Origin of the sequence: Actinomadura luteofluorescens, assembly GCF_013409365.1 — a bacterium.
Taxonomy (GTDB): Bacteria; Actinomycetota; Actinomycetes; order Streptosporangiales; family Streptosporangiaceae; genus Spirillospora; species Spirillospora luteofluorescens.
This window is the reverse complement of the sequence record NZ_JACCBA010000001.1, coordinates 1-26,110: the sequence shown is the minus strand read 5'-3', so window position 1 is coordinate 26,110 and position 26,110 is coordinate 1. Positions and strand designations below refer to the sequence as shown.

The 26,110-nt window shown below is 74.5% G+C and carries 27 protein-coding genes; 13 read left to right on the top strand and 14 right to left on the bottom strand.

Annotated elements, in window-relative coordinates; translation table 11 throughout:
• Nucleotides 1-40: 40 nt before the first annotated feature.
• The 3 genes from BJY14_RS00135 to BJY14_RS00125 form a co-directional block, all read right to left on the bottom strand.
• A complete protein-coding gene (locus tag BJY14_RS00135; protein ID WP_179841688.1) occupies nucleotides 41-1,108 on the bottom strand; it encodes a DUF3616 domain-containing protein in 1,068 nt (355 codons plus the stop codon).
• Between the two features lie 62 nt (nucleotides 1,109-1,170).
• Nucleotides 1,171-2,349 carry a cytochrome P450 gene (locus BJY14_RS00130; RefSeq protein ID WP_179841687.1) on the bottom strand — a complete coding sequence of 393 codons (1,179 nt, stop codon included), beginning with the start codon at nucleotides 2,347-2,349 and terminating at the stop codon, nucleotides 1,171-1,173.
• A gap of 61 nt (nucleotides 2,350-2,410) precedes the next feature.
• Nucleotides 2,411-3,790: a KamA family radical SAM protein gene (locus BJY14_RS00125; protein ID WP_179841686.1), complete on the bottom strand. Its 1,380-nt coding sequence runs from the start codon at nucleotides 3,788-3,790 to the stop codon at nucleotides 2,411-2,413.
• A gap of 136 nt (nucleotides 3,791-3,926) precedes the next feature.
• On the opposite strand from BJY14_RS00125, the gene kdd reads away from it, so the two are divergent.
• Nucleotides 3,927-4,979: an L-erythro-3,5-diaminohexanoate dehydrogenase gene (gene kdd / locus BJY14_RS00120; protein WP_179841685.1), complete on the top strand. Its 1,053-nt coding sequence runs from the start codon at nucleotides 3,927-3,929 to the stop codon at nucleotides 4,977-4,979.
• Nucleotides 4,980-5,031: 52 nt separating this feature from the next.
• On the top strand, nucleotides 5,032-6,363 hold the full coding sequence (locus BJY14_RS00115; RefSeq protein WP_179841684.1) for a DUF2252 domain-containing protein: 1,332 nt from the start codon (nucleotides 5,032-5,034) through the stop codon (nucleotides 6,361-6,363).
• 6 nt (nucleotides 6,364-6,369) lie between these two features.
• Here BJY14_RS00115 and BJY14_RS00110 read toward each other — a convergent pair whose 3' ends face one another.
• Nucleotides 6,370-7,965, bottom strand: coding sequence for a PP2C family protein-serine/threonine phosphatase (locus BJY14_RS00110; RefSeq protein ID WP_179841683.1), 1,596 nt, complete (start codon nucleotides 7,963-7,965; stop codon nucleotides 6,370-6,372).
• Between the two features lie 98 nt (nucleotides 7,966-8,063).
• On the opposite strand from BJY14_RS00110, the gene BJY14_RS00105 reads away from it, so the two are divergent.
• Entirely contained in the window at nucleotides 8,064-8,864 is an 801-nt protein-coding gene (locus tag BJY14_RS00105; RefSeq protein ID WP_179841682.1) for an SAM-dependent methyltransferase, read from the top strand.
• Nucleotides 8,865-8,932: 68 nt separating this feature from the next.
• Here BJY14_RS00105 and BJY14_RS00100 read toward each other — a convergent pair whose 3' ends face one another.
• Nucleotides 8,933-9,592, bottom strand: a complete 660-nt coding sequence (locus tag BJY14_RS00100) for a hypothetical protein (protein ID WP_179841681.1) — start codon at nucleotides 9,590-9,592, stop codon at nucleotides 8,933-8,935.
• Complete coding sequence (locus tag BJY14_RS00095) at nucleotides 9,592-10,359, bottom strand: bestrophin-like domain (RefSeq protein ID WP_179841680.1); 768 nt, start codon at nucleotides 10,357-10,359, stop codon at nucleotides 9,592-9,594. Before BJY14_RS00095 ends, BJY14_RS00100 begins: the two co-directional genes overlap by 1 nt.
• 275 nt (nucleotides 10,360-10,634) lie before the next feature.
• Between BJY14_RS00095 and kamD the strand changes: the two genes are divergently transcribed.
• From kamD to BJY14_RS00065, 6 genes are all read left to right on the top strand, one after another.
• On the top strand, nucleotides 10,635-12,254 hold the full coding sequence (gene kamD / locus BJY14_RS00090; RefSeq protein WP_179841679.1) for a lysine 5,6-aminomutase subunit alpha: 1,620 nt from the start codon (nucleotides 10,635-10,637) through the stop codon (nucleotides 12,252-12,254).
• Complete coding sequence (gene kamE / locus BJY14_RS00085) at nucleotides 12,251-13,090, top strand: lysine 5,6-aminomutase subunit beta (protein ID WP_179841678.1); 840 nt, start codon at nucleotides 12,251-12,253, stop codon at nucleotides 13,088-13,090. The genes kamD and kamE overlap by 4 nt, the downstream gene beginning before the upstream one ends.
• Nucleotides 13,087-13,482 (top strand): 3-aminobutyryl-CoA ammonia lyase, encoded by a 396-nt coding sequence (gene kal / locus BJY14_RS00080; protein WP_179841677.1) that lies wholly within the window; start codon nucleotides 13,087-13,089, stop codon nucleotides 13,480-13,482. Before kamE ends, kal begins: the two co-directional genes overlap by 4 nt.
• 578 nt (nucleotides 13,483-14,060) lie before the next feature.
• The gene (lnt, locus tag BJY14_RS00075; protein ID WP_312878878.1) at nucleotides 14,061-15,725 is read left to right on the top strand and encodes an apolipoprotein N-acyltransferase; all 1,665 of its coding nucleotides are present in this window, start codon (nucleotides 14,061-14,063) and stop codon (nucleotides 15,723-15,725) included.
• Between the two features lie 5 nt (nucleotides 15,726-15,730).
• A complete protein-coding gene (locus tag BJY14_RS00070) occupies nucleotides 15,731-16,477 on the top strand; it encodes a polyprenol monophosphomannose synthase (RefSeq protein ID WP_179841676.1) in 747 nt (248 codons plus the stop codon).
• A 99-nt stretch (nucleotides 16,478-16,576) separates the two neighbouring features.
• Entirely contained in the window at nucleotides 16,577-17,119 is a 543-nt protein-coding gene (locus tag BJY14_RS00065) for an FxsA family protein (protein ID WP_179841675.1), read from the top strand.
• 3 nt (nucleotides 17,120-17,122) lie between these two features.
• On the opposite strand, the gene BJY14_RS00060 is transcribed toward BJY14_RS00065, so the two are convergent.
• The 3 genes from BJY14_RS00060 to BJY14_RS00050 are packed head-to-tail and all read right to left on the bottom strand — an operon-like array spanning nucleotide 17,123 to nucleotide 20,309.
• Nucleotides 17,123-17,932 carry an ABC transporter permease subunit gene (locus BJY14_RS00060; protein WP_312878877.1) on the bottom strand — a complete coding sequence of 270 codons (810 nt, stop codon included), beginning with the start codon at nucleotides 17,930-17,932 and terminating at the stop codon, nucleotides 17,123-17,125.
• Nucleotides 17,929-19,383 (bottom strand): DUF1349 domain-containing protein, encoded by a 1,455-nt coding sequence (locus tag BJY14_RS00055; protein WP_179841674.1) that lies wholly within the window; start codon nucleotides 19,381-19,383, stop codon nucleotides 17,929-17,931. Before BJY14_RS00055 ends, BJY14_RS00060 begins: the two co-directional genes overlap by 4 nt.
• A complete protein-coding gene (locus tag BJY14_RS00050; protein WP_179841673.1) occupies nucleotides 19,380-20,309 on the bottom strand; it encodes an ABC transporter ATP-binding protein in 930 nt (309 codons plus the stop codon). The genes BJY14_RS00055 and BJY14_RS00050 overlap by 4 nt, the downstream gene beginning before the upstream one ends.
• 136 nt (nucleotides 20,310-20,445) lie before the next feature.
• Between BJY14_RS00050 and BJY14_RS46250 the strand changes: the two genes are divergently transcribed.
• Nucleotides 20,446-21,456, top strand: coding sequence for a sensor histidine kinase (locus tag BJY14_RS46250; RefSeq protein WP_218904975.1), 1,011 nt, complete (start codon nucleotides 20,446-20,448; stop codon nucleotides 21,454-21,456).
• Entirely contained in the window at nucleotides 21,453-22,118 is a 666-nt protein-coding gene (locus BJY14_RS00040) for a response regulator (protein ID WP_179841671.1), read from the top strand. The genes BJY14_RS46250 and BJY14_RS00040 overlap by 4 nt, the downstream gene beginning before the upstream one ends.
• 95 nt (nucleotides 22,119-22,213) lie before the next feature.
• Here BJY14_RS00040 and BJY14_RS00035 read toward each other — a convergent pair whose 3' ends face one another.
• The 3 genes from BJY14_RS00035 to BJY14_RS00025 form a co-directional block, all read right to left on the bottom strand.
• The gene (locus BJY14_RS00035; protein WP_179849070.1) at nucleotides 22,214-22,558 is read right to left on the bottom strand and encodes an RNA polymerase-binding protein RbpA; all 345 of its coding nucleotides are present in this window, start codon (nucleotides 22,556-22,558) and stop codon (nucleotides 22,214-22,216) included.
• Between the two features lie 140 nt (nucleotides 22,559-22,698).
• Entirely contained in the window at nucleotides 22,699-23,304 is a 606-nt protein-coding gene (locus tag BJY14_RS00030; RefSeq protein WP_179841670.1) for an ATP-dependent Clp protease proteolytic subunit, read from the bottom strand.
• Complete coding sequence (locus tag BJY14_RS00025) at nucleotides 23,301-23,864, bottom strand: ClpP family protease (protein WP_179849069.1); 564 nt, start codon at nucleotides 23,862-23,864, stop codon at nucleotides 23,301-23,303. The genes BJY14_RS00030 and BJY14_RS00025 overlap by 4 nt, the downstream gene beginning before the upstream one ends.
• A gap of 188 nt (nucleotides 23,865-24,052) precedes the next feature.
• Between BJY14_RS00025 and BJY14_RS00020 the strand changes: the two genes are divergently transcribed.
• Nucleotides 24,053-24,337, top strand: coding sequence for a type II toxin-antitoxin system Phd/YefM family antitoxin (locus tag BJY14_RS00020; protein ID WP_179841669.1), 285 nt, complete (start codon nucleotides 24,053-24,055; stop codon nucleotides 24,335-24,337).
• A gap of 30 nt (nucleotides 24,338-24,367) precedes the next feature.
• On the opposite strand, the gene BJY14_RS00015 is transcribed toward BJY14_RS00020, so the two are convergent.
• Nucleotides 24,368-25,183, bottom strand: a complete 816-nt coding sequence (locus tag BJY14_RS00015) for a glycerophosphodiester phosphodiesterase family protein (RefSeq protein ID WP_179841668.1) — start codon at nucleotides 25,181-25,183, stop codon at nucleotides 24,368-24,370.
• A 114-nt stretch (nucleotides 25,184-25,297) separates the two neighbouring features.
• Here BJY14_RS00015 and BJY14_RS00010 point away from each other — a divergent pair, with 114 nt between their 5' ends.
• Nucleotides 25,298-25,516, top strand: coding sequence for an EF-hand domain-containing protein (locus tag BJY14_RS00010; RefSeq protein ID WP_179841667.1), 219 nt, complete (start codon nucleotides 25,298-25,300; stop codon nucleotides 25,514-25,516).
• 15 nt (nucleotides 25,517-25,531) lie between these two features.
• Here BJY14_RS00010 and BJY14_RS00005 read toward each other — a convergent pair.
• On the bottom strand, nucleotides 25,532-26,110 hold a 579-nt coding region (locus BJY14_RS00005; RefSeq protein WP_179841666.1), incomplete at its 5' end, for an SAM-dependent methyltransferase.

Genomic DNA, 26,110 nt, shown 5'->3' with positions numbered 1-26,110 from the left:
TCCAAGCAGAGCTCGAAAGCGAGCGCTTATTCGGGGCCCGTCAGCCGAGGTGCAGCACGTCGGCGAGGACGCCGCCGTTCGCCGTGAGCCGGTCGGGGGCGGGGCTGTCGTAGACGACCAGCAGGCGGGTGCCGGGCTCGTCCAGGACGGCGATGCCCTCGGCGTGGTCGTCGCCGTCGCCGTGGGGGAGCTCGCCCAGCACCTCCAGCTCGTCGGCCGGGACGATCTCGCCGGCGTCGGCGCGGGCCGCGCCCGGCCACCGCACGAGCCGCACCGGGCCGTCCAGGTCCATGCTCGGGCCGGTGAGCACGAGCAGGTCGTCGCCGTGCGGGCACAGGTCGCGGACGCCGAGGCCGCCGAGGTCCAGGAAGTGGGTGCGATAGAGCTCGCCGTCGTCGCCGACGGGCAGCGCCCGCAGGCGCCGCGGGTCCCTCGGGTGCGGGGCGGGGCGGATCTCCACCAGCACCGCCCAGCCGCGCAGCACCGGCCCGCGCAGCCCGATGTAGAGGCGGTCGCCGTGCACGGCGACGCCCTCGATGTCCAGGCCGTTGTCCTTGCTCGGGATGGCCAGGAACGGCGCGAGGTGCGGGTCGTCGGCGAGCAGGTCGGCGATGGAGTCCTTGTCGAGGCCGAGGACGGCCGCGGTGCGGTCGCCGTCCTCCGCCACGGCGGTGGGCAGGCCGTCCTCACCGGTGACCAGGGGGATGCGGGCGAGGATGTAGCGGTTGTCCTCCCGCACGATGGTGGCGAGGCGCTTGCGCGCCTTGGCGTCGCCGTTCCCGGGCTTGATCTTCTTGCGCTTGAGGCTGTGCGAGCCGATCGCCCACAGCCACCCGTCGGCGCGGGCCAGGCCCTCGATGTCGGCCTCCTCGTCGGCCCCGGCCGGCAGCGGGACGAGGTCGGCGAGCGCGATCGTGGCCTGCCCGTCGTAGCCGGTGACGCGCCCGTCCTCGCCGGTGACGGCGGTCAGGCGCTCGATGGTGGCCGTCTCGTCGCCCGCCACCCACAGGCAGCGCCCGTCCTGGCGCACGGCGGACAGGTTGACGTGCGTCTGAGCCTCGCGGCTCTCCGGGCAAAAGCGCAGCTCGACACGGCGTTCCACGATCATTGGGGAATGCTCCCACAGCGGCGCCGTCCGGGGCGACGCGGGGAACGGTCCAGAACCGGTCCTCAGAGGTCCCAGAGGACGTCCAGCCGCTCGGGCTTGCGGAACACCAGCCCGCGGGGCCGGGCGGGCCGGGAGGGGTCGAGCCTCAGCCCGGGCAGGCGGTCCAGCAGCGCGGTGAGCGCGGTGCGGGCCTCCAGCCGGGCCAGGTGCGCGCCGAAGCAGAAGTGGGGCCCGTGCGCGAACGCCAGGTGCTCGGCGGCGTTGCGGCGCCGCACGTCGAAGCGGTCGGGCGCGGGGAACACCGAGGGGTCCCGGTTGGCGCCGGCGATCGACACCCGCACGAGGTCGCCCGCCCGGACCGGCGCCCCGCCGAGCTCGGTGTCGCGGGCGGCGTACCGGTCGACGACCGAGGCCGCGGGCTCCAGCCGCAGCGACTCCTCGATCGCGGCGGGCAGCAGCTCCGGGGCGTCCAGGACGAGGCGGAGCTGGTCCGGGTGCCCGAGCAGGTGCAGCGCGGCGTTGGCGATCATCCCCTCGGTGGTGTCGATGCCGCCGAACATCAGGATCGCGGCGTTGGCGACGACCTCGTCGGTGCGCAGGTCGCCGCGGGCGGCCTCGGCCAGCAGCGACCCGGGGCGCGCCGCGCGGATCGCCTCCTCCACCGCCGCGCTCAGCAGCCGGTACGCCTCGTCCGTTCGCGCGGGCGCGGCGCCGCCGGCGGTGATGGCCGACACGGCCTCGACGAACGCGCCGTACCAGGAGCGGACGGTCGCGGCGTCCACCCCGTGCAGCCCGAGGGCCTCGGTGACGACCGCGACGGCGAGCGGCCCGGCCAGCCGGCCGCGCAGCTCGGCGCGGCCCGCGGGCGCGAGGGCGCCGACGAGCCGGTCGGTCTCGGCCTCGACGAACGCGGTGAACCGCTCCCGCGTCCGCGCCGGGCGGAACGGCCGGGCGAACGGGTCGCGGTGCCGGGTGTGGACGGGGCCGTCCAGCGACAGCATGCTCGGCCCGACGACCTGCGCGGTGGAGAAGCGCGGGTCGTCCACCGTGTAGGCGGCCGCGTCGCGCATGACCTCCAGCGCCGGGCCGCGGGCGGTCACCAGCCAGCCGCCCAGCGCGGGCAGCCAGGAGACGGGCTCGCGCTCGCGGAGCCGGGCCAGGTGCGGGTGCGGGTCGTCCTCCAGGGCGGCGGCCGTCACCGACGCGCCGAGCGGGAAACGGGAGGTCAGGTCGAAGGTCACCCGACCCAGCCTATTCCGCCCTATTTCAGATCTACAACGTAAAGGCGTCGGCCGTGGCGACTCAGGCCGTCCCCGACCGCTCCCGCCACCACTCCTGGCCCTTGTCCGGCAGGGTGTAGATCGGGTCGTGGTATTCGTAGCGCCGGGTCAGCGCGTCGGGGTCGGACAGCTCCAGGCCGGTGCGGTAGTTCTTCGTCCAGTAGGAGATGCCGCGCTCGCGGTCGTAGTCGGCGAGCTGGTGCACCCACCGCTTGCCGACGTAGGGGACGTCGCAGACGATCCGCGGGGTGGCGAAGCCGGGCAGGTAGCCCATGATCGCGTGCTGCAGCTCCTGCGCCTCCCAGACCGCGAGCCGCCAGTGCTCGCTGCTCGGGATCATGTCGCACATGTACAGGTAGTACGGCAGGATCCCGGCCTCGTCGAGGAGCGCGAACGACAGGTCGAGCAGCGCCTCGGGCGTGTCGTTCACGCCGCGCAGCAGCACGCCCTGGTTGCGCACGTCGCGGATGCCGGTGTCGAGCATCGCGCGGGCCGCCTTGGCGACCAGCGGCGTCACCGACTGGGCGGCGTTGACGTGGGTGTGGATCGCGATCTGCACGCCGCGCGCGTTCGCCTTGGTCGCCAGGCGCTCCATCCCGGCGCGGACGTCGTCCTGCAGCCAGTGCTGCGGCAGCCCCATGAGCGCCTTGCTGGCCAGCCGGACGTCGCGGATGTTGTCGATGTCCAGCAGCGAGTCGACGAACGACTCCAGCCGCGCCCACGGCATGTTGGCGACGTCGCCGCCGGAGACGACCACGTCGCGGACGCCGGGGGAGCGGCGCAGGTAGTCCAGCATGGCGCCGAGCCGGTCCGGCGGCTTGATGGTGAACTTGTGCTTGTCGACGTTCGGCGTGGAGTTGCCGACCAGGTCCATGCGGGTGCAGTGCCCGCAGTACTGCGGGCAGGTCGGCAGGAGCTCGGCCAGGACCTTGGTGGGGTAGCGGTGGGTGAGGCCCTCGACGGCCCACATCTCGGCCTCGTGCAGCGAGTCGCGGGAGGCGTGCGGGTGGGACGGCCAGTCGGTGCGCCGGTCGCTGAACACCGGGAGCATGTAGCGGCGCACGGGGTCGGCGTAGAAGGCCTCGGTGGAGGAGGCGTCCATCGTGTTCAGCATCTGCGGGGGCAGCAGCATCGACATGGTGGCGCGCTCGGCCTGGTCACGTTCCAAATCGGCGTAGAAGCGCTCGTCGAGCAGGTCGCCCATGACGCGGCGCAGCTGGCGGACGTTCTTCACGCAGTGGGCGCGCTGCCACTGCGCCGAATCCCACTCGGCCTCCGTGACGTCCCGCCATCCTGGAAGACGCCGCCAGTCGGGCTCCACCAGGGGCCGGCGCCGGTAGGCGTACGGCTGGCGCGCGGCCTCCTCGGACTGCAGGGCGTCCGGGTGCAGAGCAGTGGTCATCGTCGACCGCCTCCTAGCCTCACATTGATCGCATAAAAGTCTTGTGTACCGCCGACGTTACGGGAAGACTTTCGATGAAACCAGTGGTGCCCTGGATATCTTGCGTAACACCACCCGATGTTAGGAGAAGGACGGCATGGCGACGACCGGAGGCGGGACGGGGACGGCGGTCGGGCTGCACCGGGTGCTGGAGCCCGCGGGCGTCCTGCCGCAGGCCGCGCTGCGGCTGGACCCCGATCCGCGGATCCGGCCGGACGAGGTGCGGATCGCGGTCGAGCGCCTCAACCTGGACGCCGCCTCCTACCGCCAGCTGCACACCGCGCACGGCGGCGACCCGGACGCGATCCGCGCCGAGGTGCTGCGGATCATCGAGGAGCGCGGCAAGATGCACAACCCGGTGACCGGGTCGGGCGGCATGCTCGTCGGCGTGGTCGAGGAGGCCGGGCCCGACTCGCCGCTCGGCCTGAAGCCCGGGGACCGCGTCGCCACCCTGGTGTCCCTCACCCTCACCCCGCTCGCGGTCACCGACGGCCTCGCGGACTGGGACGGGCGGTCCGAGCAGGTGCCGGCGCGGGGCCACGCGATCCTGTTCGCCCGCTCCATCGCCGCGGTCCTGCCTGACGACATGCCGGTGCCGCTGGCGCTCGCCGTCATGGACGTGTGCGGCGCGCCTGCCCTCACCCACCGCGTCGTGTCGGCGCGCGAGGGCGGTCCCGTGGTGCTGGTGCTGGGCGCGGCAGGCAAGAGCGGCAGCCTGTCGCTGGCCGCCGCCCGGCGCGCCGGCGCGTCCCGGGTGATCGGGCTGGTCCCCACCGCCGCGGAGGAGGAGCGGCTGGCGGCCTCGGGCCTGGCCGACGCCGTCGTCCGCGCCGACGCCCGCGACCCGGTGGCGGTCGCGGCGGCCGTCGGCGAGCCGGCCGACGTCACCGTCGTGTGCGTGGACGTGCCGGGCTGCGAGCACGGCGCGATCCTCGCCACCGCGCCCGGCGGCACCGTCGTGTTCTTCTCGATGGCGACCTCGTTCCCGGCCGCCGCGCTCGGCGCGGAGGGCCTGGCCGCCGACGTCACGATGCTCATCGGGAACGGCTACGTCCCCGGGCACGCGGAGACCGCCCTGGAACTGGTGCGGTCGGAACCCGCCGTGCGTGCGCTGTTCACCTCCCGGACCGGTCCGGATTCGGCACAATGACCGGGAACATCCCGGCCGTGGCGGGGACCGTCCGATCATCGAGGGAGAGAGCATGGCGAGCATCACCGAGGAACTGCGCGGGCGGGACCCGAAGGAGCGCCAGGCGCAGATCGTCGACGTCCTGGTCGACGCGTTCTCGGACCTGATGGAGCGCAGCCCCGCCGAGTTCCGCCGCCGCTTCCGCAAGATGGCGTCCGACCCGTTCGCGTTCTACCGGGGCAGCGCCTGCCTGTTCTACGCCGACATCGCGGACGACGACGACCCGTGGGCCGACGAGCGCACGTCCCGCGTGTGGATCCAGGGCGACCTGCACGCGCAGAACTTCGGCACCTACATGAACGACGACGGCGTCTTCGTCTTCGACGTCAACGACTACGACGAGGCCTACGTCGGCCACTTCACCTGGGACGTCAAGCGCCTGGTGGCCAGCCTGGCGCTGCTGGCGTGGCAGAAGGCGATCTCCGACGCCGACATCCGCCGGCTCATCGAGACCTACGTGCGCGCCTACGTCGACCAGGTCCGCAAGTTCGCCGCGCACGAGGGCGACGAGAAGTTCGCGCTGACGCTCGACACCACCGACGGCTACGTCCGCGACGTGCTGGTCGCCGCGATGGGCGGCACCCGGACCGGGCTGCTGGAGGGCATGACCGTGGTGTCGGGGGCCGAGCGCCGGTTCCGCGACCGCCCCGGCGTCCGCCGCCTGGACGACGCCGAGCGCGCCCAGGTCGAGGCCGCCTACGCGGAGTACCTGACGACCATCCCGAACGAGAAGCGCTTCGGCAGCCTCACCTACGAGATCAAGGACATCGTCGGCGCGTCCGGGTTCGGCATCGGCTCGGCCGGGCTGTCGGCCTACAACATCCTCGTGGAGGGCAACACCCAGGCGCTGGAGAACGACGTCGTCCTGTCGATGAAGCAGGGCAACGTCGCGGCGGCCAGCCGGGTGGTCGACGACCCCCGCATCCGCGAGTACTTCCAGCACCACGGGCACCGCACCGCCGTGTCGCGGCGCGCGCTGCAGGCCAACAGCGACCCGTGGCTCGGCCACACCCGGATCGACGGCGTCGGCTACGTCGTGCAGGAGCTGTCGCCCTACGAGGAGGACCTGGACTGGGGCGGCCTCACCGAGCCCGAGGACATGCTGTCGGTGCTGGACGACCTGGGCCGCGCCACCGCCAAGGTGCACTGCGTGTCCGACACCGACTCCGACCACACCCTGGTCGGGTTCCAGGTCGAGGACGCCATCGACGCGGTGATCGGCCCGGACGAGTCGGCGTTCGTGGAGGCCATGGTCGCGTTCGGCACCGAGTACGCCGAGATCGTCCGGGAGGACCACACCTACTTCGTGGACGCGTTCCGCAACCACGAGATCCCCGGCCTTTAGGGCGGGTCAGGGTCCGTCGGGGCGGATCAGGAGCAGCGCGATGTCGTCGTGGCCCCGCTGGTCGGACAGCAGGGCCACGACGCCGTCGGCGGTCTCCTCCAGCGTCCCGTCCTGGGAGGCGACCAGGGCCGAGGCGAGCCGGGCGATGCCGTCGTCGAGGGTGCGCATCCGGCTCTCCACCAGGCCGTCGGTGTAGAAGGCGAGGGTCGCGCCCGGCGGGATCGTCGCCGACGCCTGCGGGTACTCGGCCGGGTGCTCGTGGTCGGACACCCCGAGCGGCAGCCCCTGGGGGACGGCGAAGTGCCGCACGGTGCCGCCGGGCAGGGCCAGCAGCGGCGGGGGATGCCCGGCGCCGGCCATCTCGCACCGCAGCGTCGCCGGGTCGCAGACCAGGCACAGGCAGGTCGCGAACTGCGCGGCGTCCAGCTCCCGGGCGATGGCGTCGAGCCGGGCGAGCACCTCGCCGGGCGGGAATCCGCACCTGACCAGCGTGTGCGCGGCGACCCGCAGCTGGCCCATCGCGGCGGCGGCGGTGACGCCGTGCCCGAGCGAGTCGCCGATCACCACCGCGATCCGGTCGCCGGGCAGCGGCACCACCTCGTACCAGTCGCCGCCGACGCCGCTGCCGGCGGGCAGGTAGCGGTGCGCGATCCGCAGGCCGGACGGGGCGGTGACGGCGGCGGGCAGCAGCGCCGCCCTCAGGGCCGTCGCGGTGCGGTGCTCGCGCCGGTACGCGCAGGCGTTGTCGACGCAGGTCGCGGCGCGCCTCGCGAGCTCGGAGGCCAGGGCGCGGTCGTCCGGGCCGAAGGGCGGCCGGCCGCGCTTGCGGCTGAACACCGCGAACCCGAGCGTGCGGCCCCGCGCGACGAGCGGCACCGCCAGCAGTGACACGTGGTCGGCGATGCCGTCCAGGACGCGGCCCGTGCGGCCGACCACGGTGTCGCGGGCGGCGTCGCCGCCGAACTCGACCGTGCCGCCGGTGGCGAGGCACCGGGCCAAGGGGGTGTCCGGCGGGTAGACGATGACCTCGTCGACGGGGAACTCGCGGGACCACTCCTTCGGGTCGTCGTCGGCGAGCGCGACGGCCAGGCGCCGCACGACCGCGGATCCGCCGGTCTCGGCGCCGGGCTGGTCGTCGTCGGCGAGCAGCCGTTCCAGCACGTAGATGGCGCCGGCGTCGGCGAACCGCGGGACGGTGACGGCGACGATCTCGCGGGCGGTCCGGTGCGGGTCGAGGGTGGAGCCGACGCGGCGGGCGGCCTCGTCCAGCAGTTCCAGGCCGCCGGTGCACGGCGCGGACACCGCCAGCAGCACCTGGACGCGGCCGTCCGCGCCCGTCATCGGGTCGCAGGTCACCGCCAGGCCCTCGTCCGACAGTGGCAGCACACCGCTCCAGGGGCGGCCCGCCCCTGCCTCCCTCAACGCGACCAGCAGCTGCTCGGCCGCGCCGGGCCGGCCGAGCAGGTCGGTGAGCGCGGCTCCGGCCGCGGCGGCCGCGCCGGGGCCGAACAGGCGCGCGGCGCCGTCGCTCCAGCCGGTGACCACCCCGTCAGGGGTGAGCAGGACGGTCGCCCGGGCCGGCCGTGCGGGGTCTTCGGCCATGGTCCTCACAGTCCGTGTGCGGGGGCCTTCCGCCGCGGCCGGCGTTACGCTGAGGTGCCCGCGGACGGCACCCCCTTCGGGTCAAAGGGAGGCGTTGCATGGACTCCGAGTGGATCCCACCCGAGGTCGACAGCCGCAGACCCAGCGTCGCACGGGTGTACGACTATCTGCTCGGGGGAGCCCACAATTTCGCGTCGGATCGTGATCTGGCGACGGGGCTGCTGCGGGTGGAGCCGCGGGCGCGGGAACTGGCGCGCGCGAACCGGGCGTTCCTGCGCCGGGCCGTGCGCGCGCTCGCCGAGGACGGCGTCGCCCAGTTCGTCGACATCGGCTCGGGCATTCCGACGCAGGGCAACGTGCACGAGGTCGTACGGGAAGTCGATCCTCACGCGCGCGTGGTGTACGTCGACAACGACGACGTCGCGGTGGCGCACAGCCGCGCCCTGCTGGCGGGCGACGACCGCGTCGCGGTGGTCCAGGCCGACATGCGCGATCCGGCGGGCGTCCTCGCGGCGCCGGAATTGAAGGGGCTGGTCGACCTCTCCGAGCCGGTGGCGTTCCTGCTCGTGGCGGCACTGCACCTGATCAAGCCCGCGGAGGACCCGGCGGGCATCGTGGCGGCGCTGCGGGAGGCGGCCGCGCCGGGCAGCTTCCTGGTGGTCTCGCATCTCACGCACGAGGCGCGGCCGACCAAGACCGCGGCGATCGGCAAGCTCTACGACCGGGCCACGTCTCCGGCGGTGTCCCGGTCCCACGCCGAGATCCTGCGGTTCTTCGACGGCTGGGACCTGCTCGACCCCGGCCTGGTGTACGTGCCGCTGTGGCGCCCGGACGAGGGCGAGGCCGTGACCGACCCGGAGCGCTTCCTCGTCTTCGGCGGAGTCGGCCGCCGCGCCTGACCGCGCCGCCCACGCCCGCCTCCGCGGCGGGCGTGGGCGGTGGGCGCCGGTCCGGTCGCGCGCCGGGCTCAGTGCGCGAAGGCGATGGCGGTGCCGGCGCTGATGACGACGGCGATGACGACCAGCACGAGCGAGGAGCGCAGCGGGTCGCGGCGCCGCGGCGGCTCCTTCTTCGGGCGGGGCGCCGTGTGCGCCCGCACCGGTGGGGGCTTCTTGGCCTTCGTGGGCTTCCTTGGCGGCGCGGGCGCCGCCGGTTCGGGCCGCGTCCGCGGGGGCGGGCCCGGCGCGAGGGCCGCGGGCCGGGGCCGCGGCGCGGCCGCCGGCGGGGGCGGCGCCGGGGCGGGCGGCTCGGGCTCCGGGGGAGGTGGGGGTGGCGGAGGCGGCGGTTCGGGCGGCGGCTCCGGCGGAGTCTGGGGAGGCGGCGGGGGTTCGGGGGTGTCGGGGGGCGGCTCCTGCGGCGGCGGGGGCGGGGTCGGGGAGGTGGCCGGCGGTTCGCAGTCGTCGGCGGGGCCGCCGCCGATCTCGATGTCGATGCACACGCTGATCCTGGGCGTCGGCACCGGGCCGGCCTGCGCGGCGGCGGGGAATCCGAGCATGACGGCGGGCAGGGTCAGGGCGGGCAGGGTCAGAGCCGGCAGAGCCCGCACCGGCAGAGCGCGCACCGGCAGGGTGCGGGTCGGCCGCGCCCTGCCCGTGGCGGCGGCGCGCGGGACGGGGCGCGGGCGCATCAGCCGCCCCCCGCGATGCGCTGCAGGTCGGCGTGCAGCCCGGTGAACGCCTCGGGTCCGACGGCGAGGGCGCCGGTGAACACGTGGGAGATGTCGACGGTGAGGTAGGCCCCGGCGGCGAGCAGGGCCGCCATCAGCGACAGCGGCACCAGCGCCATGCCGCGCGGGCGGGCGCCCGCGAGGAACGGCAGCAGCAGGACCACGATGCCGGTGACGAGGGTGACGGCGAGCAGTCCGGCGGGCGGCGTCGTGCGGGCGTCCATGGCGCGCTGGCGCCGCGCCGCGGAGATCTCGCCGAGGTGGTCCAGGACGGCGCTGCGCGCGTCCTTGGCCTCGTCGGTTCCGGCCTGGACGGCGATGGCCTCGCGTCGCAGCCCGTCGAGGTCGGCCCAGCCGCGGTCGGTGAGGCGGCCCTTCTTCATCAGCCGCCACTCGGGCCCGCGGACGAGTTCGACGTAGGCGATGAGCCCGTCCTGGACGCGCCGGGCGTCGGCCGCGGGGAGGCGCTGGGCGGCCCAGTACGCCTCGGCGATCGCCTGGCTCTCGGTGTAGGTGTTGGAGCGGGCGGAGTCGGCCGTCGTCCACGGCACGACGATGGCGATGGCGAACGCCAGCAGGAACAGCGCGGAGAGCATCGCCCCGGTGTGGGAGGACGTGGGGCCGTCAGGGGCGGCGTCGTCCACGCTTCCGCGCGCTCGCCGTACCAACTGGCCCGCCACGATGACCACGCCGACGGCGCAGGCCGCGGCCGCGAAGTAAAGGATCATGCCCCTCCCGGTATCGGTCCGTCCATGACCAGGGGTGAGCATAGCTTTACCCAGAGTCGTCACGACATGGGTTGTCGCGGACCGTCACCTGGGGGTGAGATGACCGCTCGCAGGGGGAAGATGGGGCTGCCCGCCTGCGGAAGGTAGCGGGAGATCTGGTGCTAGTTCTTGTGGAATACGGTGTTCGTACCGGAAGATCTCCCGTAGAGAACTCGGTATGACGGATGATTGTTCGGACCGGCCTGAGAGGGGCGGCTGCGTGAGGGGAGACGGCAATGGCGCCGCAGGGAAAGCTGGACCTCGACCCGGAGGCGGTGCGCACCGCCCGGCGCCTGGCCGCCCGGGCCGCCGAACCCATCATCGACATGGCCCGCTCCCACACCACCGTCTCGGTCGAGCGGGCACTGCTGCGGCTGGCGGGCCTGACCGGCGCCGACGATGAGGGGCGCCCCTGGGCCAACCACCTCGCCGACGCCGTCCGCGGCCAGGTGGGCCTGGAGCACGGGCTCGCCCTGCCGGTCTGGGACGCGCTGCTGACCGGCTCGCACGGCTCCCTGGACGACCTGGCCCGGGCCGCCGCCCGGGGGAGGGTGTCGTTCCGGCTCCCGTCCGGCACCGACGCCGAGCACGCCCGCAAGGCCGCGGGCGAGGCGGCCCGCGGCGGCATGGCGCGCATCGACCGGCGCCGTGCCGAGCGCGACCGGCTGCTGGCCGAGCTGCCCACCCCCGACCGGGCCGACCCGGCCAGGCCGCTGGTCTACCTGATCGTGGCGACCGGCGACATCTACGAGGACATCCCGCAGGCGCAGGCCGCCGCGCGCGAGGGCGCCGACGTCGTCGCGGTGATCCGCTCCACCGGGCAGTCGCTGCTGGACTTCGTGCCCGAGGGTGCCACCCGGGAGGGCTACGCCGGCACCTACGCCACCCGGGAGAACTTCCGGCTGATGCGCGCGGCCCTGGACGAGGTGTCCCGCGAGCTCGGCCGGTACGTGCGCCTGACGAACTACGCCTCCGGGCTGTGCATGCCGGAGATCGCGACGCTCGCCGGGCTGGAGCGCCTGGACATGATGCTGAACGACTGCATGTACGGCATCATCTTCCGCGACATCAACCCGCGCCGCACGTTCATCGACCAGCGGTTCTCCCGGCAGATCCACGCCCGCGCCGGCATCGTCATCAACACCGGCGAGGACAACTACCTCACCACCGCCGACGCGGTCGACGCCGCGCACACCGTGGTCGTCAGCCAGCTGCTGAACGAGCGGTTCGGGCACGAGGCCGGCCTCGCCGACGACCAGCTCGGCCTCGGCCACGCCTTCGAGATCAACCCGGCGATCCCCGAGTCGTTCCGGATGGAGCTGGCGCACGCCCAGCTCGTCCGGGAGCTGTTCCCCGGCGCGCCGCTGAAGTACATGCCGCCGACCAAGCACATGACCGGCAACATCTTCGCCGGCTACCTGCTGGACGCGTTCTTCAACCTCGCCGGCGTGATGACCGGGCAGTCGATCATCCTGATCGGGATGATGACCGAGGGCATCCACACCCCCTGGCTGTCGGACCGCGACCTGGCGCTGGAGAACGTCCGCTACGTCCGCGACGCCTGCGGGAACCTCGCCGAGGACTTCATGCCCCGCCCGGACGGGATGCTCGTCCAGCGCGCCAAGCAGGTGCTGTCGGAGTCGGTGGAGCTGCTGGAGCGCATCGCCGACGACGGGCTGCTCGAGGCCATCGCCGAGGGCACGTTCGGCATCACCCGCCGCCCGCCCGACGGGGGCAAGGGCCTGGACGGCGTCGTCGCGCGCGCCGACGGGTACTTCAACCCCGCCATCGAGATCCTCGACACCGAGGACCCCCACGCCGCCCGTTCCACCGCCGACCAGGAGGTGCCCGCATGACGGTCGAGAGCCCCGGAACCGGTACCGGGACCCAGGCCCCCGCCGAGCCCGCCGACACCCGGCAGGTGATCCGACCCTACGGCGACACCACCGGCGACGGCATGGTGCAGATGTCGTTCACCCTGCCCGTCCCCGCCGGGAAGCGCGCCGAGGCGGCCGCCCTGCAACTGGCCGGGAAGATGGGCCTCGACCCGGCCAGCGTCGTCCACGCCAAGCCGATGGGCCCCCACTTCACCTTCTTCATCGTGTACGGCAAGGTGCGGCACCTCATCGACTACGCCTCGATCCCCGTCCCGGAAGAGCGCGCCTACCCGCTGCTGACCTCCCAGGAGGTGAACCTGGCGATCCGCGAGACGCTGAACCGGCGGCTGGTGGTCGTCGGGGCCTGCATCGGCACCGACGCGCACACCGTCGGGATCGACGCGATCCTCAACGTCAAGGGGTACGCGGGGGAGAAGGGCCTGGAGTACTACCGGGAGATCCAGGTCGTCAACATGGGCGCCCAGGTCACGGTCGAGGAGCTGGTGGAGCGCGCCAAGGCCGAGAACGCCGACGCGGTCCTGGTGTCCCAGGTCGTCACCCAGCGCAACGCCCACCTGCACAACACCAAGCAGATGGCCGCGGCGTTCCACGCCGAGTACCCGACCGCGGTGGCCGGCGGCATGGGACGGCCCCTGCTGGTCGTCGGCGGCCCCCGCTTCGACACCGTCACCGAGGGCGACCTCGGCGTCGACCGCATCTTCGGCAAGGGCACCACCCCCGCCGAGGTCGCCAGCTACCTCGTGCACGCCCTGCTGCCCGGCGAGCACCGGCCCACGACGATGGAGGAAGAGTGAGCGACCCCCGCGAGGGACTGACCGTCACCCACCGCCGCTACATCCCCTACTCGCACGCCCACTACGCCGGCGACCTGGTCGACGGCGCCTACGTGCTGGGCCTGTTCGGGGACGTGGCCACGGAACTGTGCATCCGCACCGACGGCGACGAGGGCCTGTTCGCCTCCTACTCCGACGTGCAGTTCCGCGCGCCCGTCCGGGCGGGCGACGTCCTGGAGACCACCGCCGTGCTGGCCCGCGCCGGCACGCGCAGCCGCGTGATGGACTTCCAGGCCCGCGTGGTGTGCCGGGGTCGCCCCGACAAGGGCGAGTCGGCGGCCGAGGCGCTGCCCGAGCCGATCGTCGCGGTCACCGCGACCGGGACCGTCGTGGTCTCGGCCCCGGGAGGCTGACCGCACCCCGCGATCGAGGCCGCGATCGAAATCGTGATCGCAAAGGGCGTCCGGCGAAATCGCCGAACGCCCTGATCATGGTGTTGAGCTGGGCTAACATGGAGTAGCCGCAGAACATGCGGCGGTTGACAAGGTGGCGGAAGCCGGTAGTTTTGCTGCAGTCCAGCACGGGACTCACCGATCGGCCGCCCGAGGGGCCGCCGGGCGCCGCGCCGAGACGGGGACGGGGATCACGCGAGTGGTCGCCATCGTGCCCGCCCGAGCCAGCGCGGTGTTCGGGGCCGTGTCCGGGCGGAGCCGTCCGATCGCGCGGGGGGTTGGACCCGGGAAGGGCCCGGACATCCAGTAGAAAACGGAGCCTCGTTCTCACCGCCTGTGGGACGTCTCCGGCCCGACGGATGTCGCGGGCCCTCCTCCGTGCCCGGCCAGGCGCTCGACTCCCAGGCCCGGCCTCCTCGTCCGGACCTCGCCCGCCACCCCGGTGAACCGTCCGCTTCCGCCGCGACCTGGGCCCATGGTCGCCGCGGGCGCCCGGGGCCGGTAGCGTTCCGGCTAGACCCGAGTGAACGAGGTGGGACGTGGCCCAGGAGACCCTCCCGGACCGGTCGCCGGCGACGGAACCGGGCGCCGCGCCCGGTGCCGGGGCGCCGCGCGGGCGGTTCGGCCGGCTGCGCCGCGGCCTGCGCTCCGGCGGCCGCGCGGGCTGGCCCCGCACGCTGCTGGCCGTGGCGGCCGGGCTGCTGATGTGGCCGGCGTTCCCGCCGATCGACCTCACGCCCCTCGCGCCGGTGGGCGTCGCGCTGCTGACCCTCGCGGTGCTCGGCCGGTCCGCCCGCACCGGAGCCTGGCTCGCCTTCCTCGCAGGCGCCGCGTTCTTCGTCCCGGTGCTGGAGGGCATCTCCCGCATCGGCCCGGACGGCTGGATCATCCTCAGCCTCGTCCAGGCCGCCTACTTCCTGCCGCTCGGCGCCGGGATCGCGATGGTCGCCCGGCTGCCCGGCTGGCCGGTGTGGACGGCCGCGCTGTGGGTCGGCGAGGAGCTGATCCGCGGCCGCGTCCCCTTCGGGGGCTTCCCCTGGGCCCGGCTGGCGTTCAGCCAGACCGCCACACCCCTCACCCCGTACGCGTCGCTCGGCGGCGCGCCCCTGGTCACGTTCCTGACGGCCCTGATCGGCGGGCTCCTCGCCTGTGCCGCCGTGGCCGTCCACCGCGCCCGGTCCCGCCGCGCCAGGCCCCCGGAGGAGGACGCGGCGGAGACGCCCGGGACGCGCCGGGCCCTGATCCCCGCAGCGGTCTGCCTGGCCGCGGTCGGCGCCGTCGTCGGCGGCGGGCTCCTGATCCCCACCCCCACCGAAGGCCGCCCGGTCACCGTCGCGGTCGTCCAGGGCAACGTTCCGCGCCTCGGCCTGGACTTCCTCGGCCAGCGCAAGGCCGTGCTTGACAATCACGTCAAGGCCACCCACGAGCTGGCCGAGCGGGTGCGCGCCGGGCGGCTCGCCAAGCCGGAGCTGGTCGTGTGGCCGGAGAACGCCAGCGACCTGGACCCCTACACCGAGCCCGACGCCTACACCGCCATCGACGGCGCGGTGAAGGACATCGGCGTCCCCGTCCTCGTCGGCGCCCTCACCGACACCCCCGACGGGGAGAAGGTCGAGAACCGCGGCATCGTCTGGGACCCCTCGACCGGCCCGGGCGACTACTACGTCAAGCGGCACCCCGTCCCGTTCGGCGAGTACCTGCCGTTCCGCGACATCCTGACCAAGCTGATCACCCGGTTCGAGCGGATCCCCCGCGACTTCGCCAAGGGCGACCGCTCCGGCGTGATGGGGCTCGGGCCGGTGGACATCGGCGACGTGATCTGCTTCGAGGTCGCCTACGACAAGGAGGTCCGCGACGTCGCGCGCGGGAACCTGCTGGTCGTGCAGACCAACAACGCCACCTACGGCAGGACCAGCCTGCCGCCCCAGCAGATCGCCATGTCGCGGCTGCGCGCGGTCGAACATGGCCGTACGATCTTGGTAGCCGCGACGAGCGGGATCAGCGCCATCGTCGCGCCCGACGGCCGGATGGTCGACCGGTCCCGGGAGTTCGTGCCCGCCGTCCGGGTCGCGGCCGTCCCGGCGCGCACGGCCCGGACGGCGTCGGACCGGCTGGGGGAGGCGCCGGAGTGGGCGCTGGCGCTGCTCGGGCTCGGCGCGGTCTGCGCGGCGGCATGGACAGCCAGGAAGAACGAGGGGAATTGACGCCGATGGAGATCCCAGCCGGGCTCGGCCGGGTGCTCGTGATCATCCCGACGTACAACGAGCGGGACAACATCGAGCGCATCGCCGGGCGGGTGCGCGAGGCCGTCCCGTCGGTGGACGTCCTGGTCGTGGACGACGCGAGCCCCGACGGCACCGGTGAGGCCGCCGACGCGATGGCGGCCGCCGACGAGCAGATCAGGGTGCTGCACCGGCAGGGCAAGGAGGGCCTCGGCCCCGCCTACATCGCCGGGTTCCGGTGGGCCGCCGAGCACGGCTACGACGTCATGGTCGAGATGGACGCCGACGGCTCCCACCAGCCCGAGGAGCTGCCGCGGCTGCTGTCGGCGCTGGAGGACGCCGACCTGGTCATCGGTGCCCGCTGGGTGCCCGGCGGCAGGGTCCGCAACTGGCCGAAGCGGCGCGAGGCGCTGTCGCGCGGCGCCAACACCTACGCCCGGGTGATGCTCGGCATCCCGCTGCACGACTCCACCGGCGGCTACCGCGCCTTCCGCGCCGCGACCCTGGAGAAGATCGGGCTGGAGGGGGTCGACTCGCGCGGCTACTGCTTCCAGATCGACCTGGCGCTGCGGGCCCTGCGGCAGGGGTTGCGCGTGGTCGAGGTGCCGATCACGTTCGTCGAGCGCGTCCACGGGACCAGCAAGATGAGCCGGGACGTGATGGCCGAGGCGGCGCTGCGCATCACCCAGTGGGGGATGAGCGACCGCATCGGCAAGCTCCGCGACCCGAACTGAAGGCGCGCCCCGGGGGCGCTCTTGGACGCTCGGGGAAACGAACGGGGCCGTCCTGGCGTTACACCAGGGAGAGGCTTTCGACGACCCGAAGATGGAGCCATGCTGCCGCTGCTGATCGTCCTGGCGTTCCTGCTGGTGCCGGTCCTGGAGATCTTCGTGCTGATCCAGGTCGGCGAGGTGATCGGCGCCTGGCCCACGGTCGGCCTGCTGATCGCCGAGACCGCCCTCGGCGCGTGGATCGTCCGCCGGGAGGGCCGCCGCGCGTGGCGGGCCCTGCAGGAGACGGCGCGGCGCGGGGTCCTGCCCGACCGGGAGGTCGCGGACGCGGCGCTGGTCATGGCCGGCGGCGTGCTGCTGCTGGTCCCCGGCTTCGTCACCGACGTCGTGGGGCTCGCGCTCGTGCTGCCGTTCACCCGCCCGCTCGTCCGCCGCGCCCTGTCGGCGTTCGCGGCGCGGCGGATGCGGGCCGCCGAGGAACGCGCCGCGACCGTGTTCCCGCCCGGCGCCGCCGGTTTCGACCCGTTCGCCCGGGGCCGCGGGCCCGAACGCGTCGAGACCCCGCCCGGACCGGTGGTCCGAGGCGAGGTCATCCACGACGACAGGGCCTCCGAGGAGAGCGGCGACAAGACGTCGCGCGCCTGAGTCTCAGGCGTCGCGGGCGGCGAGCACGGCGCCGCCCGCGAGCAGCGCCGCGGCCGTGTAGGCGGCCAGTACGCCCAGACCCTCCCACGGCCCGATCGGCAGCCGGTCCACGCCCCGCGTCGCCTGGACGGCCAGCCCCGCCGTCATCGGCGCGGCCTTCTCCAGCCGCTCCCGCCACGCCTCGTCCCCGACGAGGCGGGTGACGACCGGCACGATCCACAGCAGCGCCAGCACCGCGCTGATCGCCGCCGCCGGCTCGCGCAGGACCGTCCCCACGCCCAGGGCCAGCAGCGCCACCAGCACCAGGTAGAGGACGGTCCCGGCGGCCGCGCGGGCGGTGGGGCCGTCGGCGAGGGACAGCGGTGGGTAGCCGTTCGCGGGCGTGAAGCCGTTGCCGGGCAGGACGCCCCGCCCCGCCGCCAGCGACGCCAGCACCCCGGCCGTCCCGGCCGCGGCGACGAGCCCCGCCACCACGGCGGCCTTGGCGGCCAGCACGGTGGTCCGTCCCGGCACCGCCGCCAGGGTCGCGGCGATCGTCCCCGTGACGTACTCGCCCCCGACCGCCAGCACCCCGAGGACCACCGCGGCCACCTGCCCCACCTGCACGCCCGACAGCGCCAGCTTCGGGGTGTCCTCCACGCATCCGGCAGGCGTCGTGCAGTGCGAGGTGTCCACCGTCCCGGTCACCGCCGCGCCGACCGCGGCGACCAGCACCGCCAGCGCCGGCGCGAGCCACGCCGTGCTCGGCACGGTGCGCAGCTTCGTCCACTCCGCGTGCAGCGCGTGCAGGCCCGTCCACGCCCGGCCGGTCACGCGTCGCGCCTCGCGACCAGCCGCGCGGCCGCCGCCAGGGCGACCGCCGCGTACAGGCACAGCACCCCGAGGCCCGCCCACGGACCGATCGACTGGTCGTAGCGGTCGACGGTCCGCTGGATCGCGAACCCGGCCGCGGGGGTGAGGCGCTCCAGCCACCGCGCCGCCGACAGCGGCAGCCCGGTCGCCACGATCTGCGGGACGAGCAGGAGCAGCAGCACGATGGTGATCGCGGGCGCGCCGCGCCGCACGATCACCGCGACCGCCAGCGAGAGCACGGCGATCGCGGCGAACAGCACCCCCGTGCCGGCGGCGGCGCGCAGCACCGCGCCGTCGCTCAGGGGCGGCACCGCCAGCCCGTGCGCACGCTCCACCGGCCCGGCGAGCAGCACCGACCCGAACGCCGCCGCCAGCCCCGCCACCAGGGACGCCAGGCCCGCCACGACCGCCTTGGCCGCCAGGACCCGGCCGCGCCGGGGTGCGGCCGCGAACGTCGTGCGCAGCATCCCGCGCCGGTACTCGGCCGTCACGAACAGCACCGCCAGCGTCACGATCGCCACCTGCCCGATCAGCGTGCCGGACAGGGTGGTCCTGGTGACGTCGTCGGCGAACGCGTTCGGCCCGATGTCCCCCACGCCCTTCAGCGCGATCGTCCCTCCGGACCCGCTGCGGCCGTCCAGGGACGGGTCGGCCGCCGGACCGCTCAGGGCGCCCCGGTCCCGCCAGGCGGCGCCCGGCTGCGCCGGCGCCACCGCCACCTCGTCGAACGTCGCCCGCGTGGCGGAGGGCTGACCTGAGACGCTCTCCCCGCCGAACATGCGCCGCACCTCGACCTCGTCCGGGGCGGCCACGAACACGCCCGCCAGAGCCGTGCGCGGCAGTCCCTTCAGCCGGACGGACCCGACGCGGCGCCAGTCGCGGCCGTCGGCCGAGGCGTAGCCGGTGACGGTCGTCCCGGCGCGGGCCAGCTTGAGCCAGTGCGGCACCGCGCCCGTCCCGCCGCCGGCGCCGCCCTCCTCGTAGCCGCTCAGAAGGCGGACGCCGTGCGCCGGCGTCACCGCCAGCGCCGCGTACGGGGCCCCCGCCCGCGTGCTCCCCCTGACCATGAGGCCGGCCTTGGCCCACCCGCCGCCGCCCTCCTGGGAGGTGACGCGGGCGACGACCGAGCCGTCGCCCGCCAGCGGCCGGTAGGTGTAGTGGCCCATATCGGTGATCTTCAGCAGTGCCGGGTCGGGCCGACCGCGGCCCGACCCGGTGGACTGGCTTCCGGCCGCCGCCAGCAGCGCGACCAGGACGGTCAGCAGCACCGACGCCAGCAGGGCCAGCATCCAGCGGCGGACGGTGCGCAGCTTGGTCCACTCGGCGGCCAGCAGCCACCCGAACCCGTCGCGGGCCTCGTCCTGGACGGTGCTGCGGTAGGGCGCCGCGGCGGCCTTCTGCGGGGCGCTCACCGGGCCTCCCGCCCCTGCGCGGCCTGGAACTCCACCGCGTCCCGGGTGAGCTCCATGTAGGCCTCCTCCAGCGACGCGCGGTGCTCGCCGACGCCGCTGAACCCCACCCCGGCCTCGGTGAGGACCGCGACGACCCGCTCGGCGGCCAGGCCCGTGGCGGTGACGGCGTCCGGGCCGGACGCCGCCACCGTGGCGCCCGCGCGGGCCAGGGCGGTCATGGCCTCGCGGCGCTCGGCGGTGCGGACCTCGACCCGGCCGCCGGACGCGGCCTCCAGCAGGTCCGCGACCCCGGTGTCGGCGATCAGCCGGCCCCGCCCGATCACCACCAGGTGGTCGGCGCCGCCCTCCAGCTCGCCCATCAGGTGGCTGGAGACCAGCACGGCCCGCCCCTCGGCGGCCAGCGACCGCAGCAGCCCCCGGATCCAGGCGACGCCCTCGGGGTCCAGGCCGTTGACCGGCTCGTCGAACATCAGCACCGGCGGGTCCCCGAGCAGCGCTGCGGCGATCCCGAGCCGCTGCCGCATGCCGAGGGAGAACCCGCCCGCCCGGCGGCGGGCCGCGCTCGCCAGCCCGGTCAGCCCGATCACCTCGTCCACCCGCCGGGCCGGCAGCCCGTTGGCGTGCGCGAGCCACAGCAGGTGGTCGCGGGCGCGGCGGGCCGGGTGGAGCGCCGACGCGTCCAGCATCGCCCCGAGCCGGCACAGCGGCGCCCGCAGCGACCGGTACGGCCGGCCGCAGACCAGCGCCGTCCCGCCGTCCGGCCGGTCCAGACCCATGATCATCCGCATGGTGGTGGACTTGCCGGCGCCGTTCGGGCCGACGAACCCGGTGACCTGACCCGGGCCGACCGTGAACGACAGGTCGTCCACGGCGAGGGTGGGGCCGTACCGCTTGCGCAGGCCCCGCACTTCGATGGTTGCCTCCATGGACCGGGAGGTTACGGAGCGCGGCGGCCCCGGGTCATCACGCCGGGGAGCAGTCTCGGCGGCCGCGGGCCGGGGGACCGGGCGTCCCCCGCGGGAGGGACGCCGCCGCGGCGCGGGCCACGACACAATGGCGTCCGTGGGCGACAGCGACGGGACCGCCGGGCGGGCGCGGTGGCCGGCGGCCGGCGGCTGCCTCGCCGCGGCCGCCGCCGCCGAGGCCTTCTACCGCACCCACGGCTCGGGGGTCGTCCTGGCGCTGGCCCTGGTGGTGGACGTGTGCGCGACGCTCCCGCTGGCGGTCGTCCGGGACCGGGCCGCGCCCGCCGCGGTCGTGATCACGGCGGCGGCGGCCGCGGCGTGCGTACTGCACGGCGGCGCCGCCGTCGCGGCCCTCGCCGCCCTCGTCACCGTCTGGACGGTCCTGGCGCGCCGCCGGTTCCTGCGCCGCCGCGCCGAGGCCGCCGCCCGCGACGCCTCCCGGCGGGCGTTCGAGACCACCCTGCTGGAGCACACCGCGCGCGGCGAGCGGGCACGCATCGCCCGCGAGCTGCACGACGTCGTCGCCCACCACATCTCCATGATCTCCGTGCAGGCCGAGACGGCCCGGCTCGCCGTCCCCGGCATGCCGGAGGACGGTGCCCGCCGGCTGCTGGCCATCGGCGACACCGCCCGCACCGCGCTCACCGAGATGCGGCGGCTGCTCGGCGTGCTGCGCGAGGACGCCGGAGCCGAGCCGACCCGCCGCCCCCAGCCGGGCCTGCAGCAGCTCCTCGACCTGGTCGACCAGACCCGCGAGTCGGGCGCCGCGGGCGTCCGCCTGATCGTCGGCGGGCACGTCGCGGCCCTGGACCCCGGGCTGGAGCTGACCGCCTACCGGATCGTCCAGGAGGCGCTGACCAACGCCCGCAGGCACGCCCCCGGCGCGGCCGTCGACGTGGAGCTCGACTACGCCCCGGGCGCGCTGCGCGTCAGCGTCCGCGACAACGGACCGGGTCCTGGCCACGGTTCCGGAGCCGGCCCGGCCGGGCACGGGCTGCTCGGCATGCGCGAGCGTGCCGCCGCCGTCGGCGGCGACCTGCGCACCGGCCCGGGGCCCGCCGGCGGGTTCCTGGTGGAGGCGACGCTGCCGCTGGAGGAGGGGCCGTGAGCGTCCGCGTCGCGGTGGCCGACGACCAGGAGGTCGTCCGCGCCGGGTTCGGGGCCCTGCTGGGCACCCAGCCGGACCTGGAGGTCGTGGCGACGGCGGCCGACGGCGCGGCCGCGGTCCGGGTGTGCCGCGACCACCGTCCCGACGTCGTGCTGATGGACGTGCGGATGCCGGTCATGGACGGCATCGAGGCCACCCGCCGCGTCACCGCCGAACCCGACCCGCCCCGGGTCCTGATGCTGACCACGTTCGACCTGGACGAGCACGTCTACGACGCTCTGGTCGCGGGCGCCAGCGGCTTCCTGCTCAAGGACGTCACGGCGGAGCGGCTGTTCGACGCCGTCCGGGTCGTCGCCGCGGGGGAGGCGCTGCTGGCCCCGGCCGTCACCCGCCGCCTCATCGGGGAGTTCGCGCGGCTGCGGCCGCGCCCGCCGTCGCAGGGGCCGGCCCTGGACGCGCTGACCCCGCGCGAGACCGACGTGCTGCGCCTGGTCGCCGCGGGCCTGTCCAACGCCGAGATCGCCGACCGGCTGGTCGTCGGGGAGGAGACGGTCAAGACCCACGTCAGCCGGATCCTGCGCAAGCTCGGGCTGCGCGACCGCGTCCAGGCGGTCGTCGCCGCCTACGAGAGCGGCCTGGTGCTGCCGCGCTCGGGCCGGTGACCTCCGGTCCGAACGCGGCACGGCCGGGACCGCGGGCATGGCGAAGGCCCGCACCCCCGCCGGTACGGGCCTTCGCGTCGAGAACTGTCAGCCGTTCACGCGGACTTCTTGCGCCCCGCGCGCAAGATCTCCAGGCGTTCGGCCAGGACCTCCTCCAGGTCCTCCACGGTCCTGCGCTCCATGAGCATGTCCCAGTGGGTACGCGGCGGCTTCCCCTTCTTGGCTTGGGGCGGCTCGCCGTCGACCCGCAGCGCCGTGGCGCCGCAGCTGCGGCATTCCCAGGTGATCGGCACCTCGGCCTCGGCTGCGAGCGTCACGGTGAACCGGTGGCCCTTGGTGCAGGTGTAGTCCACCTCTTGGCGAGGGGCCAGATCGGTGTTGCGATCGTTCTCGTAGCTCGTCGCTCCGAGTCGGGTGCCGCGAAGTGCGCGCTCGGCCATCGTCACGTGCCTCCCAGACGGCTTGCGGTCTTGCTCAGACCAACGCTGAACACCGTGACAAGATTCCCCCGCCCGGGGTGATCCAACCCTGCTGTTTGCGGCCGTCCCCAGCCGCCGCCGGGGAACAGGCGGCTGGCGCGCTAGTCACGGGACGTGAGCACCGCGTCGATAAGCCCGTACTCCTTGGCCTCAGCGGCGGTGAAGTAGCGGTCGCGGTCCAGGTCCCGGCGGATGTCCGCGGGGTCGCGCCCGGTGGCCTCGGCCAGGATCGCCTCGGTCTGCCCGCGCAGCCGCAGCACCTCCTGCGCCTGGATCGCCAGGTCGGTCGCGGGGCCGCTGGCCGTCTCGATCTCCGGCTCGTGCAGCAGGATCCGGGCGCCCGGCAGCGCCTGCCTGCGTCCGGGCGAGCCCGCCGCCAGCAGGACGGCCGCGGCCGACCCGGCCTGCCCGACGCAGGTCGTCTCGATCTCGGGCCGCACGTAGCGCATGGTGTCGCAGATCGCCAGCATCGCGGTGATCGACCCGCCCGGCGAGTTGATGTACAGGGCGATGGGCCGGTCGGCGTCCATGCCCTCCAGCGCGAGCATCTGCGCCGTGACGTCGCCCGCGCTGATGTCGTCCACCGGCGCGCCGAGGAACACGATGCGCTCCTCGAACAGCTTGCTGTAGGGGTCGGTCTCCTTGCGGCCCTGGCCGGTGCGCTCCTCGAACTGCGGGACGAGGGAGCGCCGTTCCGCGCGTGTCATGTGCCCACCCGCTCGGTGCTGTCGATGACGTGGTCGACGAAACCGTAGTCGCGGGCCGCCTCCGCCGTGAACCACGCGTCGCGGTCGCCGTCGGCCTCGATCCGCTCCAGCGGCTGCCCGGTGTGGAACGCCGTCCGCTCCGCCAGGGTCCGCTTGAGGTACAGCGACTGCTCCGCCTGGATCCTGATGTCGGACGCGGTGCCGCCGATGCCGCCGTGCGGCTGGTGCATCATCACGCGCGCGTGCCGCAGGGCGTACCTCTTGCCCCGGGTCCCCGCGCACAGCAGCGTCTGTCCCATGGAGGCGGCCATGCCCATCGCGACCGTGGATATGTCGTTCGGGACGAACTGCATCATGTCGTAGATCGCCATGCCGGCGTCCACGACGCCGCCGGGGGAGTTGATGTAGATCGTGATGTCGCGCCGGGCGTCCTGCGCCGCGAGCAGCAGCAACTGCGCGCCGATCCGGTTGGCGACCCCGTCGTCGATCTCGCTGCCGAGGAACACGATCCGCCGCGCCAGCAGCCGCTCGAAGAGCTGCGCGTCCGCCGGCCGCGTCATCTCGTCGACTTGCGCCCGCGACCTGCCGGTGAACGTCTCCGCCAGCCGCCGGCCGTCCTGTCGCCACGGTCCGCCGTTCATCAGGCCTCCTTGATCATCTGTACGTTTCGTACACTACGTACGGACACTATTCCAGTCCCCGTGGGAGGGCCAGGGTGAACGGAGAGTTTCGCTATACGATGAATCACGTGGATGTTCCGGTGACCGAAGCACGCGCCCAGTTCGCGGATCTGGTGAACCGGGTCGCCTACACCGGCGAGCCCGTCAAGCTCACGCGGCGGGGCAGGGTGATGGCCGCCCTGGTCTCTCCAGAAGATCTGGAACTCCTGGAGGCGGTCCGCGCCCAGCGCGCCGACCTGCAGGTCGGCGGGACCGTCCCCCCGGGGCAGCCGTCGCGACCCGCCGAACGGCCCCAGCAGCAGCCGCCGATGCGCATCGCGGCCGAGTACCGCCCGCCCGGCTTCAGCCGCTGACCCGCGCCCGGTGCGCGGGCCGCGCCGGGGTCAGGACGGAGTGGGCGGCGGGGCGCCGTGCTGCCACAGGCCGCGCGAGGCCATCACGTCGCGGAGGGTGACCAGCTCGTCGGTCATGATGCCGTCGATGCCGAGGTCCAGGAGGCGCTTCATGGTGGCGGCGTCGTTGACCGTCCAGGCGTGGACCTGCAGCCCGAGCCGGTGGGCGTGGTCGACGAACGCCTCGGTGACGAAGGGGACGGGGCCGAGGCCGTAGGGCACCTGGGCGCAGGCGACGCCGGTGGCGGCGAGGCGGACGAGCTTGGCGGTGGGGCCTCCGATGGACTTGGCGCGCAGCGCCATCAGGCCGCGCGGGCCGAGCGCCATGCACACCTCGTGGTCGGTGACCATGGGGAGCCGGGCGCGCATCTGCGCCAGCCGGCGGGTGGAGAACGACGTGATGCACACGCGGTTCCAGGCGCGGGTGCGGCGCAGCGTCTCGGCGAGCGGGCCGATGACGGGGGCGTCCTTCAGGTCGATGTTGACGCGCGCCTCGGGGAAGGAGCCGAGGACGTCCTCGAGCCGGGGGATGGGCTCGGTGCCGCCGATGCGGGCCCTGGCGACCTCGGCCCAGGGGAGCCGGGCGATGGCGCCGGTGCGGTCGGTGACCCGGTCGAGGGTGCGGTCGTGGAAGGCGACGACGACGCCGTCGGCGGTGGCGTGGGCGTCGGTCTCCAGGTAGCGGTAGCCGAGGTCGGTGGCGCGCTGGAACGCGGCCATCGAGTTCTCCGGGCGTCCGGACGCGCCGCCGCGATGGGCGAAGGGGATCGGGCCGGGATGGTCGAGGAATTCGTACGAGCGCCGCACGCGTCCGATTATGGCCGACCGCGCCGCCCGATTTGACCTTACCGCGTAAAGGGCGGGGGCTGGGACACCACTGCTAACGTCGGCGCCGCAAACGATCGGCAAGGGAGCGCGAGCATGGCGGACGTGAACGACTACAGGGCGACCTTCGAGCTGGTGGACGTGGACGGCGACGGCTACATCTCGACCGCGGAGCTGAAGAACCTGATGACCCGGCTCGGGCAGGACATCACCGAGACCCGCGCCGTGGAGGTGGTCGTGGCCGCCGACGCCAACCACGACGGCAAGATCTCCCTGGAGGAGTTCGCCGCGCTGATGGAGCGGACCTCCCGCTGACGGCGGCCGCTCGGGTCACCGCGCCCGGCGCCGCAGCTTGAGCGCGTTGTCGGTACGGGTCATGGTGCGCCCGTCGGGTGCGGTCTGGACGCGTTCGTGCTCGCCGCTGCGCAGGACCTCCCACTCGTCCTCCGGCAGGGAGAGGGACGCGAGGACCTCGCCGGGCGTGGGCAGGTGCACTCCCGGATGGGCGCCGGGATCCCACGGCGGCGGCCCGGCGTGCCCGACGACGAGCAGGATCCCGCCGGGCGCGACGGCGGCGGCAGCGGCCCGCAGGACCTCGTCGCGGGGCATGTCGGCGGGGGAGTGCAGGAACTGCGCCGAGACCAGGTCGTAGGAACCCTCGGGGAACGAGGCGGCCAGGTCGCGGCGCTGCCAGTCGACGCGGTCGGCGACGCCGGCCTCCTCGGCGTGGCCGGCGGCGCGCTCGAGCGCCACGCCGGAGATGTCCACGGCGGTGACGCGCCAGCCGCGGCGCGCGAGCCAGACGGCGTCGGCGCCCTCGCCGCATCCGAGGTCCAGGGCGGTGCCGGGCGCCAGGTCGGCGGCCTCCTGCACGAGGACGGCGTTGGGTTCGCCGCTCCACATGTGGTG